The sequence below is a fragment of the Rhizobium terricola genome (assembly GCF_012927355.1).
GTDB lineage: Bacteria > Pseudomonadota > Alphaproteobacteria > Rhizobiales > Rhizobiaceae > Allorhizobium > Allorhizobium terricola.
Map to the genome: position 1 here is coordinate 758,738 of NZ_JABBGK010000002.1, position 15,545 is coordinate 774,282.

General features: G+C 64.0%; 16 protein-coding genes and 1 riboswitch. Of the genes, 6 read left to right on the forward strand and 10 right to left on the reverse strand.

All coding sequences use genetic code 11. The annotated features are described in order from the left end of the window. Positions 1 to 37: 37 nt before the first annotated feature. Positions 38 to 134, reverse strand: a riboswitch (TPP riboswitch). A 185-nt stretch (positions 135 to 319) separates the two neighbouring features. Next, positions 320 to 991 carry an HAD-IA family hydrolase gene (locus tag HHL25_RS13455; RefSeq protein WP_390624509.1) on the forward strand — a complete coding sequence of 224 codons (672 nt, stop codon included), beginning with the start codon at positions 320 to 322 and terminating at the stop codon, positions 989 to 991. Between the two features lie 54 nt (positions 992 to 1,045). On the opposite strand, the gene HHL25_RS13460 is transcribed toward HHL25_RS13455, so the two are convergent. Further along, positions 1,046 to 2,629, reverse strand: a complete 1,584-nt coding sequence (locus HHL25_RS13460) for a peptide chain release factor 3 (RefSeq protein WP_169591608.1) — start codon at positions 2,627 to 2,629, stop codon at positions 1,046 to 1,048. A 93-nt stretch (positions 2,630 to 2,722) separates the two neighbouring features. Here HHL25_RS13460 and dut point away from each other — a divergent pair, with 93 nt between their 5' ends. Further along, positions 2,723 to 3,190, forward strand: coding sequence for a dUTP diphosphatase (gene dut / locus HHL25_RS13465; protein WP_169591612.1), 468 nt, complete (start codon positions 2,723 to 2,725; stop codon positions 3,188 to 3,190). Between the two features lie 47 nt (positions 3,191 to 3,237). On the opposite strand, the gene HHL25_RS13470 is transcribed toward dut, so the two are convergent. Then, positions 3,238 to 3,717: an Lrp/AsnC family transcriptional regulator gene (locus HHL25_RS13470; protein ID WP_169591617.1), complete on the reverse strand. Its 480-nt coding sequence runs from the start codon at positions 3,715 to 3,717 to the stop codon at positions 3,238 to 3,240. A gap of 89 nt (positions 3,718 to 3,806) precedes the next feature. On the opposite strand from HHL25_RS13470, the gene HHL25_RS13475 reads away from it, so the two are divergent. Together HHL25_RS13475 and HHL25_RS13480 are read left to right on the forward strand one after the other, a co-directional pair. Continuing rightward, entirely contained in the window at positions 3,807 to 4,721 is a 915-nt protein-coding gene (locus HHL25_RS13475; protein ID WP_169591621.1) for a DMT family transporter, read from the forward strand. Next, positions 4,718 to 5,020 carry an NIPSNAP family protein gene (locus HHL25_RS13480; protein WP_169591624.1) on the forward strand — a complete coding sequence of 101 codons (303 nt, stop codon included), beginning with the start codon at positions 4,718 to 4,720 and terminating at the stop codon, positions 5,018 to 5,020. The genes HHL25_RS13475 and HHL25_RS13480 overlap by 4 nt, the downstream gene beginning before the upstream one ends. A 41-nt stretch (positions 5,021 to 5,061) precedes the next feature. On the opposite strand, the gene HHL25_RS13485 is transcribed toward HHL25_RS13480, so the two are convergent. Beyond that, the gene (locus HHL25_RS13485; protein WP_169591629.1) at positions 5,062 to 5,691 is read right to left on the reverse strand and encodes a LysE family translocator; all 630 of its coding nucleotides are present in this window, start codon (positions 5,689 to 5,691) and stop codon (positions 5,062 to 5,064) included. Positions 5,692 to 5,838: 147 nt separating this feature from the next. Here HHL25_RS13485 and HHL25_RS13490 point away from each other — a divergent pair, with 147 nt between their 5' ends. Further along, positions 5,839 to 6,453: a LysE family translocator gene (locus HHL25_RS13490; protein ID WP_169591633.1), complete on the forward strand. Its 615-nt coding sequence runs from the start codon at positions 5,839 to 5,841 to the stop codon at positions 6,451 to 6,453. Between the two features lie 161 nt (positions 6,454 to 6,614). Next, positions 6,615 to 7,583 (forward strand): cysteine synthase A, encoded by a 969-nt coding sequence (cysK, locus tag HHL25_RS13495; RefSeq protein ID WP_169591638.1) that lies wholly within the window; start codon positions 6,615 to 6,617, stop codon positions 7,581 to 7,583. 263 nt (positions 7,584 to 7,846) lie between these two features. Here cysK and HHL25_RS13500 read toward each other — a convergent pair whose 3' ends face one another. From HHL25_RS13500 to HHL25_RS13530, 7 genes are all read right to left on the reverse strand, one after another. Then, complete coding sequence (locus HHL25_RS13500; RefSeq protein ID WP_169591643.1) at positions 7,847 to 9,379, reverse strand: YifB family Mg chelatase-like AAA ATPase; 1,533 nt, start codon at positions 9,377 to 9,379, stop codon at positions 7,847 to 7,849. Between the two features lie 192 nt (positions 9,380 to 9,571). Continuing rightward, the gene (gene gshB / locus HHL25_RS13505) at positions 9,572 to 10,519 is read right to left on the reverse strand and encodes a glutathione synthase (RefSeq protein WP_169591648.1); all 948 of its coding nucleotides are present in this window, start codon (positions 10,517 to 10,519) and stop codon (positions 9,572 to 9,574) included. Positions 10,520 to 10,618: 99 nt separating this feature from the next. Then, on the reverse strand, positions 10,619 to 11,119 hold the full coding sequence (locus HHL25_RS13510) for a cupin domain-containing protein (protein WP_169591651.1): 501 nt from the start codon (positions 11,117 to 11,119) through the stop codon (positions 10,619 to 10,621). Positions 11,120 to 11,245: 126 nt separating this feature from the next. After that, positions 11,246 to 12,361, reverse strand: a complete 1,116-nt coding sequence (locus tag HHL25_RS13515; protein ID WP_169591655.1) for a sn-glycerol-3-phosphate import ATP-binding protein UgpC — start codon at positions 12,359 to 12,361, stop codon at positions 11,246 to 11,248. 13 nt (positions 12,362 to 12,374) lie between these two features. Next, positions 12,375 to 13,217: a sn-glycerol-3-phosphate ABC transporter permease UgpE gene (ugpE, locus tag HHL25_RS13520; protein WP_169591659.1), complete on the reverse strand. Its 843-nt coding sequence runs from the start codon at positions 13,215 to 13,217 to the stop codon at positions 12,375 to 12,377. Between the two features lie 11 nt (positions 13,218 to 13,228). Beyond that, on the reverse strand, positions 13,229 to 14,110 hold the full coding sequence (locus tag HHL25_RS13525; RefSeq protein ID WP_169591663.1) for an ABC transporter permease subunit: 882 nt from the start codon (positions 14,108 to 14,110) through the stop codon (positions 13,229 to 13,231). A gap of 69 nt (positions 14,111 to 14,179) precedes the next feature. Beyond that, positions 14,180 to 15,478: an extracellular solute-binding protein gene (locus tag HHL25_RS13530; RefSeq protein WP_169591668.1), complete on the reverse strand. Its 1,299-nt coding sequence runs from the start codon at positions 15,476 to 15,478 to the stop codon at positions 14,180 to 14,182. Positions 15,479 to 15,545 lie beyond the last annotated feature (67 nt).

Sequence of the window (15,545 nt, forward strand, 5' to 3'; positions counted from 1 at the left end):
GGGCAAGGGCCAGGGGACAGTCGGCGCACAAACGGCGAGAAGGCCCCGAGCGCCTCCCTCCGCCAGCATTATCTGGTTCAGGTTCTAAGGGTACGTCTCAGCCCGTCTTGCGACGAGCGCCCCTGGCTCTCAATGGCGCCGTTATAGCCGTGTCGTGCCCGCCTGTCACCTCCCTGTGGATCGGCTGCCGGACCAGAGGGTCCTCGGGGCAATCCGAAAACGCGTCCGGCAACCGAAGCCTCGCATGCGCGTGATTTGCGGTATCGACGAAAAACGGGTAGTCGAACTGCCCTCACCTCTCGCCGCAAGGATCACACGCTTGAGCTCCAAGACCTCCGTTTTCGGCCGCAGCCATGCCGGTTTCCTGTTCGACATGGACGGTACGCTGCTCAACTCGATCGCCGCCGCCGAGCGGGTCTGGGGCCGATGGGCGGAAGGGCACGGCCTCGACGTCGCCGCCTTCCTGCCGACCATGCATGGCAAGCGGGGGATCGACACGATCCGCGGGCTGAACCTGCCGGGTGTCGATCCGGAAGCGGAGGCCCTGGTCATCGAACGCGGGGAAATCGAGGATGTCGAAGGTGTCGTGGCCCTGCCCGGCGCGGTGGATTTCCTCAACACATTGCCGAAGGACCGCTGGTCGATCGTGACCTCCGCCCCGACGGCGCTCGCGCGCGCCCGGATCGAGGCAGCCGGCCTGCCGCAACCGCCGAAGATCGTCACGGCAGAGGATGTGATGATCGGCAAGCCGGATCCGGCCGGCTACCGGCTCGGCGCCCGTCATCTCGGCGTCGATCCCGCCCGCTGCCTGGTGTTCGAAGATGTCATGGCCGGTGTGCTGGCCGCCGAGGCGGCCGGTGCCGACGTGATGGTCGTCACCGCGACCCACGCCCACCCGCTCGATACAAGACACCCGACGATCGCGGGCTATGAAGGGCTCGATGTCAGGCTCGACGCGAGCGGCGACATGACACTGGTCCGCCGTGCCTGAGGGCGATCTTGCACCACGTCGACGGGCATGCGCGCCGCCGGCAGGTCCTGCCTATCACGCCGCCTTGATGGCGTGATATTCCTTGATTGCAGCCATCTTGATCGCCGGATAGCGCTCGCTTTCGTAGCGGAGCGAGAAACTGTCCTGCGCCATGAAGACCGGATCGCCGTCCAGGTCGCGGCAGATGTCGCCGCGCCGTGCGTTCATGAACTTGTCGAGCTCGCCCGGCTGTTCCGCCGAAATCCACCGGCAGACCGAGAAACGCGACATCTCGAACGACACCGGCAGGCCGTATTCAGCCGAAAGACGCTCTTTCAGAACGTCTAGCTGCAGGGCGCCGACCACGCCGACGATGGCGGGCGAACCGTCTTCGGGCGAGAAGAGCTGCACGACGCCTTCTTCCGCCATCTGCTGGAGCGCTTCCTTCAGCTTCTTGGCCTTCATCGCATCCTCGAGGCGGACGCGGCGCAGGATCTCGGGCGAGAAGTTCGGCACGCCCTGGAAGACCAGGGCCTCGCCTTCAGTCAGCGTGTCGCCGATACGGAGCGTTCCGTGGTTCGGGATGCCGACAACGTCGCCGGCAAAGGCGGTGTCGGCGAGCTGGCGCTGCGAGGCAAAGAAGAATTGCGGGGCCGTGAGACCTATCTGCTTGCCGGTGCGGGCGAGCCGAACCTTCATGCCGCGCTCCAGCTTGCCGGAGCAGATGCGAGCAAAGGCGATGCGGTCGCGGTGGTTGGGGTCCATGTTGGCCTGGATCTTGAAGACGAAGGCCGTCATCTTGTCCTCATTGGCATGAACCGTGCGCGTGTCGGCGACCTGGTCGCGCGGCGGCGGGGCAAAATCGCCGAGCGCATTGATCAGGTCGCGCACGCCGAAGTTCTTGAGCGCCGAGCCAAAGAAGACCGGGGTCATATGACCTTCGAGGAAGGACTGGCGATCGAAGGGACGGCATGCCTCGCGGGCGAGCTCGAGCTCCTCGATGAAGGCTGGGCGCTCGTTTTCCGGCAGCCGGTCGGCGATCGCCTGCGGACCGTTGACCGGCAGCGGCTCGACCTGCGTGTCGGAGCCGCGGAAGGTGTTGGCGGCGAGGTTGTAGGAACCTGCGAAGGTCTTCGAGCGGCCGACCGGCCAGGTGACCGGAGCCGTGTCCAGCGCCAGCTTCTCTTCGACCTCGTCGAGGATCTCGAAGGGATCGCGGCTCTCGCGGTCCATCTTGTTGACGAAAGTGATGATCGGGATGTCGCGCATGCGGCAGACTTCGAACAGCTTCAGCGTCCGCGGCTCGATACCCTTGGCGGCGTCGATCACCATAACCGCGGCGTCGACGGCCGTCAGCGTGCGATAGGTGTCGTCGGCGAAGTCTTCGTGACCGGGCGTATCGAGGATGTTGAAGACATTGCCTTCGTATTCGAAGGTCATCACCGAGGTGACGACCGAGATGCCGCGCTCGCGTTCGATCTTCATCCAGTCCGAACGGGTCTGGATGCGATCCTTTTTTGCCTTGACCTCGCCGGCGAGCTGGATCGCGCCACCGAACAGCAGCAGCTTTTCGGTGAGCGTGGTCTTACCGGCGTCCGGGTGCGCGATGATCGCGAAGGTGCGGCGGCGGGAGACCGCCTCTGCGAGCGTTTCGGCCATGTGCTGAAAATCCTTTTGGTTGGGCGGTTATCTAGCGAGTTGGGGCCGAATATGCAATTGGGGATGCGGAACGCCCGGCAAGAAGGAAACGTCATGCGCGATGTCATCGGCCCCCAGCTCAATCTCGTCCGGCTGCCGCACGGCGAGGACATTCCATTGCCTGCCTATGAGACCGCCGGAGCCGCCGGCATGGACCTTCGGGCCGCCGTCGCCGAGCACCAGCCGATGCGTCTCGAGCCCGGCCAGCGGGCGCTGGTCCCGAGCGGCTTCGTGTTCGAGATCCCGGAGGGTTTCGAGGCGCAGATCCGCCCGCGTTCGGGGCTGGCCTTCAAGAACGGCGTCACCTGCCTCAACACGCCGGGTACCATCGACAGCGATTATCGCGGCGAGGTGAAGGTGCTGCTCGTCAATCTCGGGCAGGAGGCGTTCGACATCACCCGCGGCATGCGGATCGCGCAGGTGGTGATCGCACCGGTCGTCCAGGCGCGCGTCGTGGAGGTGACCTCGGCATCGGAGACGACGCGCGGCGCCGGCGGCTTCGGCTCGACCGGGGTTGCCTGACCGGGGCCGCCTGCCTTTCGCCGGTGGCGGAATCTTGAACCTTCCCCTCAGCCGACGAAGGGCGGCAAGCGTCGTTTGACCGGGGTCGACTTGATCATCGACGTGTTGGTCTGTGCCCGCTCTACGATCCGTTCCAGGATACGGTCGAGATCGGTCATGCTGCGAACCGCCATGCGGCAGATGAAGCAGTCATCGCCCGTCACCTTGTCGCACTCGGTGATTTCCGGGGTCTCCTGGATGATCTTCTCGACGACATGCAGCATGCCCGGCAGAGGACGCACCCTGACGATCGCCTCGAGCGGATAGCCGAGCGAACTGAGCTCGACGTCGGCGCTGTAGCCGGTGAGCACGCCGCGTTCTTCCAGCCGCCGCAGGCGTTCCGAGCAACTGGGAGATGACAGGCCGGCCCGGGCGGCCAGTTCCTTGAGGGACAGTCGGGCATCGACGGCCAACGCCTCGACGATCTTGCGGTCGACGGCATCGAGGCCAGATACTCCATTAGGCTGCACGATCAAATCTCCAAACATTATTAGAGAAACAAGCCTAATCCCCTCATCATCGAGAAGCAATCCGGCGGAAGACCGCGCTATGATGTGTCCCATCGAAGGAGAGCGCCATGACGGGACCCCACACACGCGGAATACTGGAAATGACGGCCGCGATGGTCGTTTCGGGAACGATCGGATGGTTCGTCGTGACCTCCGGCGAGCCGCCGGTCGACGTCGTCTTCTGGCGCTGCCTGTTTGCGCTGCCGGCTCTTGTGGCGATCTGCCTTGCCGGCGGCCATCTCCGCGTCTCGCTGCTCGATCGGCGCAAACTGATGCTGGCGGTCGGCGGCGGCGTGGCGCTGGTGCTCAACTGGCTGGCGCTCTTTTCCGCCTACCCGCTCGCCTCGATCTCGGTCGCCACGATCGTCTACAACGTCCAGCCCTTCTTGCTGGTCGGCCTCGGCCTCGCCTTCCTCAACGAGCCGATCTCGCGTGACAGGCTGGCGTGGCTCGCGGTCGCCTTTGCCGGAACGGCGGTGATGACGCTCGGCGGCGCGCAGATCGGTTCCCCAACCGGGGCCGGAGGCTATCTGCTCGGCATCTTTCTCTCGCTTGCAGCCGCCTTCTTCTACGCCCTCGCCGCCCTTGCCGCGCGCAAGCTGCGCGGCACGCCGCCCCAGCTGATCGCGCTGATCCAGGTTGCGACGGGCGTTCTGATGCTGGCGCCGCTCGCCGACTGGGACACGCTGCCGACGGGCCTCGGAACCTGGTCCGTCCTTGTCACGCTGGGTTTCGTGCACACCGGGCTGATGTATGCACTGCTCTACGGCGCGATCCAGAAGCTGCCGGTCGCGCTCACCGGAACACTATCCTTCCTCTATCCGGTGGTGGCGGTCGCGGTCGATCTCTTCGCCTTCGGCCATGTGCTCACACTGACCCAGGCCATCGGCGGCGGCGCCATCCTCTTTGCCGCCATCGCGACGACGCTCAACTGGAGCCCGTTTCAACTGAAAACACCTGCAGCACCGGGAGACCGCCCATGATCACCTGCTTCCTCCGCTACGTCATCGACCCCTACAAGCTGGCCGAGTTCGAACACTATGCGAGGCTCTGGATTCCCCTCGTCAACCGGCTGGGCGGGACACATCACGGCTATTTCCTGCCACACGAGGGCGCGAACGACATCGCGCTCGCGCTGTTCAGCTTTCCCTCGCTCGCGAACTACGAAATCTACCGGAGCCGCATGGCCACGGATGCGGAATGCCAGGCGGCGTTCGCCTATGCCGAGGAGACCCGATGCATTCTCCGCTACGAACGAAGCTTCATGCGGCCTGTCGTCTGAGGAGCATTCATGCCGGCGGCGCGGACGGCGTCCCGGTTCGGTCAGCGCTGGGCTTCGGTCGCCATGCGCAGCGCCAGCCCCGCGAGAACTGTGCCCATCAGCCAGCGCTGGACCGTCATCCAGAAGGGACGCCCGGCGAGGAAGAGCGCGATCGAGCCGGCGGTGACGGCGATCGTCGCATTGACGGTCACGCTGATGGCGATCTGGGTCGCACCGAGCACGACGGACTGAAGGAGCACGCCGCGCGACGGATCGATGAACTGCGGCAGCAGCGACAGGTAGAGGACAGCCGCCTTGGGGTTCAGGAGATTGGTGACCAGTCCCATGGTGAACAGCTTGCGCGGGCTGTCCTTGGGCAGGTCGCGCACCTGGAACGGCGAGCGGCCACCGGGACGCAGCGCCTGCCAGGCAAGCCACAGGAGATAGGCGGCGCCGGCAAACCGTAGCAGGTCGTAGGCGAAGGGCACCGCCATCACCAGTACGGTGATGCCGAGTGCCGACATCAGCATGTAGAAGACGAAACCGAGCGCCACGCCGCCAAGCGAGACGAGCCCGGCTGCCGGCCCCTGGCAGATCGACCGCGAAACCAGGTAGATCATGTTCGGGCCGGGCGTCAGAACCATTCCCAGGCAGATGAGCGCGAAGGCGATCAGCGAGGCGGAAGAAGGCATGGCAGGTCCCTGGGTGACGAATTGATGCGGCACCTAAACAAAGGCGACCGGCGGCGACAACGGGGAACTTGTCACCATTGCAAGTTCGCCCGCCGGCGATTAGGTCATGGGCCTCAGATGAGATGATCCGCATGCCCGGAGGACCGCATGACACCCACCACGCTTCTCGCCTATAGCGGCGCCCTCTTCATCGCCGCGGCCATTCCCGGCCCGGGCATGACGGCAATCGTGGCGCGCGCCCTCGGGTCCGGCTTTCGCCCCACCTTCTTCATGGGGCTCGGCCTGATCCTCGGCGACCTCTGCTATCTGACGGCCGTGGTCCTCGGTCTGGCGCTCGTCGCCCAGACATTCACCACGCCCTTCCTCATCATCAAGTTCCTGGGCGCCCTCTACCTGCTCTACATCGCCTTCAAGCTCTGGACCGCCGGCCTGTTGCCGCAGAATATCGAGGCGCAGCGGGACACGAAGATCGGGCTCTCCTTCCTCTCCGGCCTGCTGGTCACGCTCGGTAACCCGAAGACCATGCTTTTCTACGTGGCACTGGTTCCCACGCTGATCCCGCTCGAAGAGATCACCATGCGCGATTATGCAGCCCTTGCGGGCTTAACCTTCGTGGTCCTGATGTCCGTGCTCATCCCCTATATCCTGCTGGCGTCACAGGCCCGCGCGCTGCTCAAGAAGCCGGCGTCGCTCAAGCTGCTCAACCGCTCGGCGGCAAGCGTGCTCGCCGGGACGGCGGCTTATATCGCGGCCCGCGCCTGAACGTGAGGCCCGAACAGGAAGCCTGAAAGAAGTTTCGCCCGGTGCGGCACTCGCCGCCATCTTTTTTCCAAGCAGACGGCGAAGCCTGGTCAAAGGGTTCTGGCGAGCATCCGGGTTTGGTCCTATGGTGCCGCCACGCATCCAGCAAAGGGAGAAACACAATGTCGGAAACGAAGAAACCGGGCCGCGGTCGCGTCTATGCCTCGATCACCGAGACGATCGGCGATACGCCCATCGTGCGCCTCGACAAGCTGGCGAAGGAAAAGGGCGTCAAGGCCAACCTGCTCGCCAAGCTGGAGTTCTTCAATCCGATCGCCTCGGTCAAGGACCGCATCGGCGTCGCGATGATCGAGAGCCTGGAAGCCCAGGGCAAGATCGCTCCCGGCAAGACGACGCTGATCGAACCGACGTCGGGCAATACCGGCATCGCGCTGGCGTTCGCGGCTGCGGCCAAGGGTTACAGGCTGATCCTCACCATGCCGGAAACAATGTCGATCGAGCGGCGCAAGATGCTGGCGCTGTTCGGCGCCGAACTGGTGCTGACCGAAGGGCCGAAGGGCATGAAGGGCGCGATCGCCAAGGCCGAGGAACTGGCAGCCACCCTGCCCGACGCCGTCATCCCGCAGCAGTTCGAAAACCCGGCCAACCCGGAGATCCACCGCAAGACCACGGCGGAGGAAATCTGGAACGACACCGACGGCGGCGTCGACATCCTGGTGTCCGGCATCGGCACCGGCGGCACGATCACCGGCACCGGCCAGGTGCTGAAGGCCAAGAAGCCTTCGGTCAAGGTGATCGCGGTGGAGCCGGCCGACAGCCCGGTACTTTCCGGCGGCAATCCCGGCCCGCACAAGATCCAGGGCATCGGCGCAGGCTTTGCCCCGAAGATCCTCGACACGACGATCTATGACGAAATCGTCACCGTCACCAATGACGAGGCATTCGAGAACGCCCGGCTCGTCGCCCGCGTCGAGGGCGTGCCGGTCGGCATTTCGTCCGGCGCTGCGCTGGCGGCGGCGATCAAGGTCGGCCAGCGCGAGGAAAACGCCGGCAAGACCATCGTGGTGATCATTCCGTCCTTCGCCGAACGTTACCTGTCGACGGCACTCTTCGCCGGCCTCGGCGAGTAACAAACCGCCCGGCTTCGACAGAACCATCGAGGGGCGCCAAGAGCGCCCCTTTTTCGTCTCCCTCAGCTGCGCCGCCCCAGCCGATCCGCGCCGGCCGTGCCTATTGTCGCCAAGGGTCGAGCGGAGCCTCGCGCCAACGCGAGAGCCACGGCCATTGCCGGCCCATACACGGTCACTCGTTTCCTCGTCCGCCCCGGTTCGCTCCAACCACACATGGCAGGCGCTACGTCATGCGAAAGTGCGCGCAGCGAGAGCCCAAGCCTTCACGCGGCCGCGGACAGCCGATCCGTGGCGATGCGATAGGAGATCGCCTCCGCCAGATGGATACGGCCGAGCAGGGCCGCACCGTCAAGATCGGCGAGCGTACGCGCCACCTTCAGCACCCGATGATAACCGCGGGCGGAAAACCGGAACTTCTCGGCGGCATCCCGCAACAGCTGGAGGCCGGCCGCGTCCGGCTCGGCAATCTTCTCGATCAGCGCCGTCGAGCAGCGCGCATTGGTCGTCACGCCGGTGACACCCGCCGCCGCGAAGCGATCGCACTGCAACGCGCGGGCAAGGGCCACGCGTTTCGCCACCGCCGCACTCGTTTCCGCCGCCATGGGACGGATGAGATCGGTCGCCTGGACCGCCGGCACGTCGATGCGGATATCGATGCGGTCCATCAGCGGGCCCGAAATGCGCGACTGGTAGTCCGTGACGCACCGCGGACCGCGCGCGCAGACATGACCCGGCTCTCCCGCCATGCCGCAGCGGCAGGGGTTCATCGCTGCGACAAGCTGGAACTCCGCGGGATAAGTCACGCGATGGTTGGCGCGGGCGATGATGCATTCCCCACTTTCGAGCGGCTGGCGCAGCGCATCGAGGACGGGCGGCGCGAATTCGGGCAGTTCGTCGAGAAAGAGCACGCCGTGATGGGCAAGCGAGGCCTCGCCCGGCCGGGCGCGTAAGCCTCCGCCGACAAGGACTGCCATGGTCGCCGAGTGATGCGGCGTACGGAACGGCCGGCGGTCGGAAAGCTTGCCGCCGGACAGTTGGCCGGCAATCGAGTGGATCATCGACACTTCGAGCAGTTCCGCGGCCGAAAGCGGCGGCAGGATCGACGGGAGACGCGCAGCCAGCATCGACTTGCCCGAGCCCGGCGGCCCGACCATGGCAAGGTTGTGCCCGCCGGCGGCCGCGACCTCCAGCGCGCGTTTGGCGCTTTCCTGCCCCTTGATGTCGGCGAGATCCGGCATGTTGGCCGGCAGCGCGCGGATCGCCGGCTCCGGCCTGGTGAGAACCTGGGTACCGCGGAAATGGTTGGCGAGCGCGATCAGGCTGCGGGGGGCCAGAATGTCGATGTCGGCGCCGGCCCACGCCGCCTCGGCTCCGCAATCCAGGGGGCAGATCAGGCCCTTTCCGAGCGCATTGGCGCCGATCGCCGCCGGAAGTGCGCCGGTGATCGGCGCTATCGTTCCGTCAAGATTGAGCTCGCCGATAACGACATAGCCGGCCAGCGCATCGCCCGGGATGGCGCCGAGAGCGGCCATCAGGCCGAGGGCGATCGGCAGGTCGAAATGGGAGCCTTCCTTGGGAAGGTCCGCAGGGGCCAGATTGACCGTCACCCGCTTCGGCGGCAGAGCCAGACCCGAGGCGTGCAGCGCGGCCTGGACCCGTTCACGGCTTTCCGCCACCGCCTTATCGGGCAGGCCGACGATCTGCATGCCGAGCTTACCCGGCGCGACCATCACCTGGACGTCGACCGGAACCCCTTCAATGCCCTGGAATGCGACTGTACTGACACGCGCTACCATCGCCCGCCCCCGAGAAAGCCAGATCGCCGTCCGCGCAACTACATCTTGCACGGGCTATCGATTGCAATCTGGCACAGAGAGCAACAGAAAACAAGAACATTAAAGGAACAAATTCGCGTATCGCGCGATGACGAGTTGTATGCGGTTGCAAGACGAGAACAAAGCCGGTCCGCCACCCGGGCGGACCGCAGTTCAGGCGCGCTTGCGTTCGATCGCGTCCCAAAGCAGGGATGCGATGTCCGCGCCGCCGAATTTCTTGACCTCGCGGATGCCGGTCGGCGACGTCACGTTGATTTCGGTCATGTAGTCGCCGATCACGTCGATGCCGACCAGGAGGAAGCCACGTTCCTTCAGCGCCGGGCCGATGCGCGAGCAGATCTCCTTTTCGCGCGCGGTGAGTTCGGTCGGTTCGGCGCGGCCGCCGACATGCATGTTGGAGCGGCTGTCGGTTTCCGCCGGAACGCGGTTGATCGCGCCGACCGGTTCACCGTCGACAAGGATGATGCGCTTGTCGCCCTTGCGGACCGCCGGCAGGTAGGCCTGGGCGATGAAGGGTTCGCGGAACATCTGGTGGAACATCTCGATCAGCGAGGTGAAGTTGCGGTCGTCGCGGGCCGAGTGGAAGACCCCAGCGCCGCCATTGCCGTAGAGCGGCTTCAGGATGATGTCGCCCATCTCGTCGCGGAAACGGGCAATCTCGGCGGGATCGCGGGTGATCAGCGTCTGCGGCATCAGGTCCGCGAATTCGGTGACGAAGATCTTCTCCGGCGAATTGCGGACCCAGGCCGGATCGTTGACCACCAGGGTCTTCGGATGGACGCGCTCGAGCAGGTGGGTCGAGGTTATATAGGCCATGTCGAAGGGCGGATCCTGGCGCAGCAGGACGACATCCATCGTGGCAAGGTCGATGCGCTCGGGCTCGCCGAGCGTGTAGTGATCGCCCTTGACGTCGCGCAGCTCCATCGGCTGGGCGACCGCGAAGACGCGGCCGTCGCGCATGCCGAGCTGGTTCGGCGTGTAGTGAAACAACCGGTATCCGCGCGCCTGGGCTTCGAGGCTCATGGCAAAAGTGGAATCGCCGGCAATGTTGATGCTGGAAACGTGGTCCATCTGGACCGCTACATTGGTGATCTTCGCCATGGCCTGCCCCTCGTTGAAAGCACACGAGATTTAGGCTGCCTCCCTCGGAAAGGCAACGCCGGCCAGGGTCAATTTTGCTGATCGAGGATCAAGGCCCCCTCAGCCGAAGAGACCCTTTGCGGAGGGCGAGCGCAGGGCGTTGCGGAGGCGATAGAGCGTGGCCAGCGGCTCGGGGAACGGCTTGCGCAGGAAGGCGATCTTGCGGACATAGTTGTCGACGCGCCAGGTCGCCCAGGTGCCGCCACGGAAGTAGGCGATGTCCCCGGACCTCAGGATGCGCTCGGAACCGTCTTCCGCCGTCACATGGACCTCCCCCTCCTGGATGACCACCGTCTCGTCCCAGCCGAAATACCAGCGGAATTCCCCGGCGGTGCAGTCCCACACGGCCGTCGAGCTCGCCTCGTCCGTGCTCGTCGAATGGTCGCCGACACGGGCGAGCGGCGTTCCGCGAATGATCCATTCCGGATTGATCGGCGCAGGCTTCAGCGCCAGATGACCGCTGTTAGCGGAGACCACAGGCGGGTTCTCGCCGGTCTTGCCGTTTCGCGGCGATGCAAGGAGGGCTCCGGCCATGCCGACGAGCAAGAGTTTCAAGGGCATTTGCCTTCCCTAATCCGTTCAACTTCCGGAAGGGTAGCAAAAGCCCGTTACGTTACACTTTGGCCGATCGCTAAAATTTTCGCGATCGGCAAGGCTTGTCCGACGCGACATGCCGCGTCCGGAACCTCAGGCAAAAGAGGTTTCGTGCGCAGACGATGCGACGGGCGCAGATGCGGCCACAGCGGACGGCGCGTCGATCCGGCGGCCGGTCTCCTTCGAGAAGAAATGCAGCCGATCCGGCTGGACGGTGAGCCTCAGTTCATCGGTGATCGTCGCATCGAGCGGCAGCACGGCGGTCAAGGGCTGCCCTGCGAGATGACCGTGCACGAGACGGTGCGCGCCGAGCTCCTCGACATAGTCGACGATGAACGGCAGTCCATCCTGCCCCTCGTCCGCAAGTGCGATGTCCTCGCCGCGCACGCCGATGGTGACCGGACTTTCGGCATGGCCGGACCGATCGAAAGCGATCGAGAGGTCACCGATCACCAGCCGGTCGCCGGCGACCGTGCCGTCGAGAAGGTTCATCGCCGGCGAGCCGATGAAGCTCGCGACGAAGGTCGAGGCCGGACGATGATAGACCTCGAGCGGGGTGCCGATCTGCTCGATTGCCCCGCCGTTCAGCACCACGAGGCGGTCGGCCAGCGTCATCGCCTCCAACTGGTCGTGGGTGACGTAGATTGCCGTCGTCGAAAGCCGGCGCTGGAGCTTGCGGATCTCGCCGCGCATCGTCACGCGCAACTTGGCATCAAGATTGGAGAGCGGCTCGTCGAAAAGGAAGACGGCGGGCTTGCGGACGATGGCGCGGCCCATGGCGACGCGCTGGCGCTGGCCGCCGGAAAGCGCCTTCGGCTTGCGCTGGAGATAGGGCTCGATCTCCAGCATGCGGGCGGCTTCGGCCACCCTCGCCTCGATCTCCGCCTTCGGCGTCTTGCGGTTACGCAGACCGTAGGCGAGATTGTCGAAGACGCTCATGTGCGGATAGAGCGCATAGTTCTGGAACACCATTGCGATGTCGCGGTCGGCGGGCTCGATCTCGTTGACGACCCGGTCACCGATCGAGACGGTGCCCTTCGAAATGCTCTCCAGACCCGCCACCATGCGCAGCAGGGTCGACTTGCCGCAGCCGGACGGACCGACTAGCACGATGAATTCTCCGTCGCCGATCTCGATGTCGACGCCTTTCACGGCATGCACGCCACCGTCGTAGATCTTCGAAACCTGGTCGATGATGATGGAAGCCATGGAAGTACCTTTCTCACTTGTCGCTTTCAGTGAGGCCCTTGATGAACCAGCTCTGGAAGATCACCACGACGACGACCGGCGGCAGCATGGCGAGAACAGCCATGGCGAAGGCTTCGTTGTAGTCGGGGATCTGCGAGCCGATCCAGACCTGGAGGATCTGCTTGATGCCGCGCATCAAGGTGTAGAAACTTTCGTCGGTGGTCATCAGCATCGGCCAGAGATACTGGTTCCAGCCATAGACGAACATGATGATGAAGACGGCAGCGATCATGGTGCGCGACAGGGGCACCAGGACGTCGATGAAGAATTTTACCGGGCCTGCGCCATCGATGCGGGCGGCCTCCAGCAGTTCGTCGGGCACGGACTTGAAGAACTGGCGGAAGAAGAAGGTTCCGGTCGCGGACGCCAAGAGCGGCAGGACGAGGCCGGTATAGCTGTTCAGCAGGCCGAGATCGCTCATCACCTTGTAGGACGGCATGATGCGCACTTCGAGCGGCAAAAGCAGCGTCGTGAAGATCAGCCAGAAGGCCAGCGTTGCGAAGCGGAAGCGGAAATAGACGATCGCATAGGCGGCCATCATCGACAGCACGATCTTGCCGATGGCGAAACCGAGGCCGAGAACCAGCGAGTTCATCGCCATGGTGAGGCCGGTCACCTCGCCGGTGAACCCGCCCTTGCGGAACAGGACGTTTCCGTAGGTTTCCTCGAAATGACCGCCGAGCGAGAGCATGAGGCCCTTGGAATGGATGTCGGCCGCAGTGTGGGTCGAGGTGGTGAAGGCGACCACCAGCGGGCCGAGCATCAGCACCACGCCGGCGATCAGGATCAGATGGTCTAAGAACTTTGTTCGGTACATTCTGCCGCTCCTCAGCCGTAATGAACGCGACGTTCGATGAAGCGAAACTGGATGAGGGTCAGCACCAGCACGATGACCATCAGGATGACCGACTGCGCCGAGGACGAGCCGAGATCGTTGCCGCGGAAGCCGTCGAGATAGACCTTGTAGACCAGCGTGATCGGGTTGTTCGCCGCTTTATCCTTCACGATGACGTCGATGACGCCAAAGGTGTCGAAGAGCGAATAGGTCATGTTGATGATCAGCAGGAAGAAGGCCGTCGGGGTCAGCAGCGGCAGGATCACCGTCCAGAACCTTCGGGTGCCCGACTTGCAGTCGATCGCGGCCGCCTCGCGCACTGAGGCGGGAATGCCCTGCAGCCCGGACAGGAAGAAGATGAAATTGTAAGGGATCTGGTTCCAGACAGCGACCGCGACCATGGCGAAGGCGGTGTCGAAGTAGTTGATCCCGACCTTCATGTCCCATCCGAAAAGAGCGACAAAGTGGACGAAGGGGCCGATATGCTGGTCGAAGAACATCATGCCGATCAGGCCGGCGACCGGCGGGGCGATCGCATAGACGACGATCAGAAGCGTCTTGTAGGTCGACTTGCCACGGATCACGGCATCCGCCTTCAAGGCGAGCAGCAGGCCGATCGAGAGCGTCAGGAAGGTGACGATCAGGCTGTAGGCGACCGTGAAGCGGGCGATCTTCAGGTATTCCGCAGAAGCGAGCGCATCCGTGTAGTTTGCGAGGCCGACGAAGGCGGAACCGAAGCCGAACGGATCCTCGATGAAGAAGGACGAGTGGATCGCCTGGGCGGACGGCCAGTAGAAGAAGATCGATATGATCACGAACTGCGGCAGAAGCAGCAGATAAGGGAGATATCGCGAGGAAAACTGGACGCGCTTCATTGGGGTGCCTTCACGGAAAATCCCGGGAGCTTGAAGCTCCCGGGAACTCAATGCATCGGAAGAGAAAGATCAGCCGGCCGTCTTGGCGAAGCGGGCGAGCAGTTCGTCGGCTTCCTTCTTGATGGTTTCCATGGCTTCCTTCGGCGTGGTTTCGCCGGCGAAGATGCGGTTGTATTCGCGTTCCATTACAGAACGGATCTGCGGGTAGAAGCCCATGCGGTAGCCCTTGTCCCATTCAGCGCCCGGCAGCGAAAGCTGCTGGATGCCGACTTCGGCGGCCGGCTTCTCGTTGTAGTAGCCTTCCGACTTGGACAGCTCGTAGGCAGCCTTGGTGATGGCGACGTAGCCGGTGGCCTGGTGGTAGAACTTCTGGACTTCCGGCGAGGTGAGGAAGTGGAAGAAGGAGGCCGTGCACTTGTTCTCGGCTTCCGGCTTGCCAGCCATGGCGAAGAGAGCCGCGCCGCCGATGAAGGTGTGGACGCCTTCCGGAATGACCGACTTCCAGTAGGGCAGGAAGGTGGCCGAGAAGGGCATGGTCGCCGTCTTCTGCAGACCGCCGAACGAGCCGGACGAGCCGATCCAGAGCGCGACCTTGCCTTCTTCGAACGGCTTCTGGTTGTCGTTCCAGCCGGCGCCATAGTAGCCGAACAGGCCCTGGTCGTACCAGGCCTTCAGCTTCTCATACATCATGACGTGGTTCGGATCGGTGACGTTGATCGTCGTGTCGACGACGCTGTCGTAACCGTTGTTGTTCGAGGCGAACTGAAGGTTATGGCGCGAGAAGAAGTTCTCGGTGAACTGCCAAGTCAGCTGCGACTGGACGAGCGGGATGAAGCCGGCTTCCTTCAGCTTCGGAGCGATGGCTTCGAACTCTTCCCAGGTCTTCGGGGCTTCGACACCGGCCTTCTTCAGGGCGTCGGTGTTGACATACATGATCGGAGCCGAGGAGTTGAACGGCATGCCGACGAACTTGCCGGTGGAGTCGGCGTAGAAGTAACGGACACCTTCAATGAAGTCGTCGCGGTTGAATTCGAAGCCGGCGTCCTTGATTAGGTCTTCGGCCGAAACGGCAGCGCCCTTGGCGTTGATGATGGTGGCGGCACCGGCGTCAAAGACCTGCAGGATGTTCGGCTGCTCGCCCGAACGGAAGGCAGCGATGCCGGCCGAGAGGGCCTCTTCGTACGTACCCTTGGACACCGGGGTGATGGCGCATTCGGACTGCGCGGCGTTGAACTTCTGCGCCACTTCATTGATGACTTCGCCGTTGCGGCCGCCCATGCCGTGCCACCAGGTGATATTGGTTGCGGCAAGCGTCGTCGATGCGGTCATCGCCAGGGCCAGAGCGGCCAGTGAAAGCTTCTTGAACATGGATAGATCCTCTCCGCCAGTGTTGGGGTGAGGAGTGGCTTAGTCGCGATCTGTGACGCGGAATTAA

Excerpts from the sequence above, each read along its gene's own strand:
- HHL25_RS13460 (WP_169591608.1), bottom strand. The coding sequence starts at position 2,629 with ATGGCCGAAACGCTCGCAGAGGCGGTCTCCCGCCGCCGCACCTTCGCG.
- dut (WP_169591612.1), top strand. The coding sequence starts at position 2,723 with ATGCGCGATGTCATCGGCCCCCAGCTCAATCTCGTCCGGCTGCCGCAC.
- HHL25_RS13470 (WP_169591617.1), bottom strand. The coding sequence starts at position 3,717 with ATGTTTGGAGATTTGATCGTGCAGCCTAATGGAGTATCTGGCCTCGAT.
- HHL25_RS13475 (WP_169591621.1), top strand. The coding sequence starts at position 3,807 with ATGACGGGACCCCACACACGCGGAATACTGGAAATGACGGCCGCGATG.
- HHL25_RS13480 (WP_169591624.1), top strand. The coding sequence starts at position 4,718 with ATGATCACCTGCTTCCTCCGCTACGTCATCGACCCCTACAAGCTGGCC.
- HHL25_RS13485 (WP_169591629.1), bottom strand. The coding sequence starts at position 5,691 with ATGCCTTCTTCCGCCTCGCTGATCGCCTTCGCGCTCATCTGCCTGGGA.
- HHL25_RS13490 (WP_169591633.1), top strand. The coding sequence starts at position 5,839 with ATGACACCCACCACGCTTCTCGCCTATAGCGGCGCCCTCTTCATCGCC.
- cysK (WP_169591638.1), top strand. The coding sequence starts at position 6,615 with ATGTCGGAAACGAAGAAACCGGGCCGCGGTCGCGTCTATGCCTCGATC.
- HHL25_RS13500 (WP_169591643.1), bottom strand. The coding sequence starts at position 9,379 with ATGGTAGCGCGTGTCAGTACAGTCGCATTCCAGGGCATTGAAGGGGTT.
- gshB (WP_169591648.1), bottom strand. The coding sequence starts at position 10,519 with ATGGCGAAGATCACCAATGTAGCGGTCCAGATGGACCACGTTTCCAGC.
- HHL25_RS13510 (WP_169591651.1), bottom strand. The coding sequence starts at position 11,119 with ATGCCCTTGAAACTCTTGCTCGTCGGCATGGCCGGAGCCCTCCTTGCA.
- HHL25_RS13515 (WP_169591655.1), bottom strand. The coding sequence starts at position 12,361 with ATGGCTTCCATCATCATCGACCAGGTTTCGAAGATCTACGACGGTGGC.
- ugpE (WP_169591659.1), bottom strand. The coding sequence starts at position 13,217 with ATGTACCGAACAAAGTTCTTAGACCATCTGATCCTGATCGCCGGCGTG.
- HHL25_RS13525 (WP_169591663.1), bottom strand. The coding sequence starts at position 14,110 with ATGAAGCGCGTCCAGTTTTCCTCGCGATATCTCCCTTATCTGCTGCTT.
- HHL25_RS13530 (WP_169591668.1), bottom strand. The coding sequence starts at position 15,478 with ATGTTCAAGAAGCTTTCACTGGCCGCTCTGGCCCTGGCGATGACCGCA.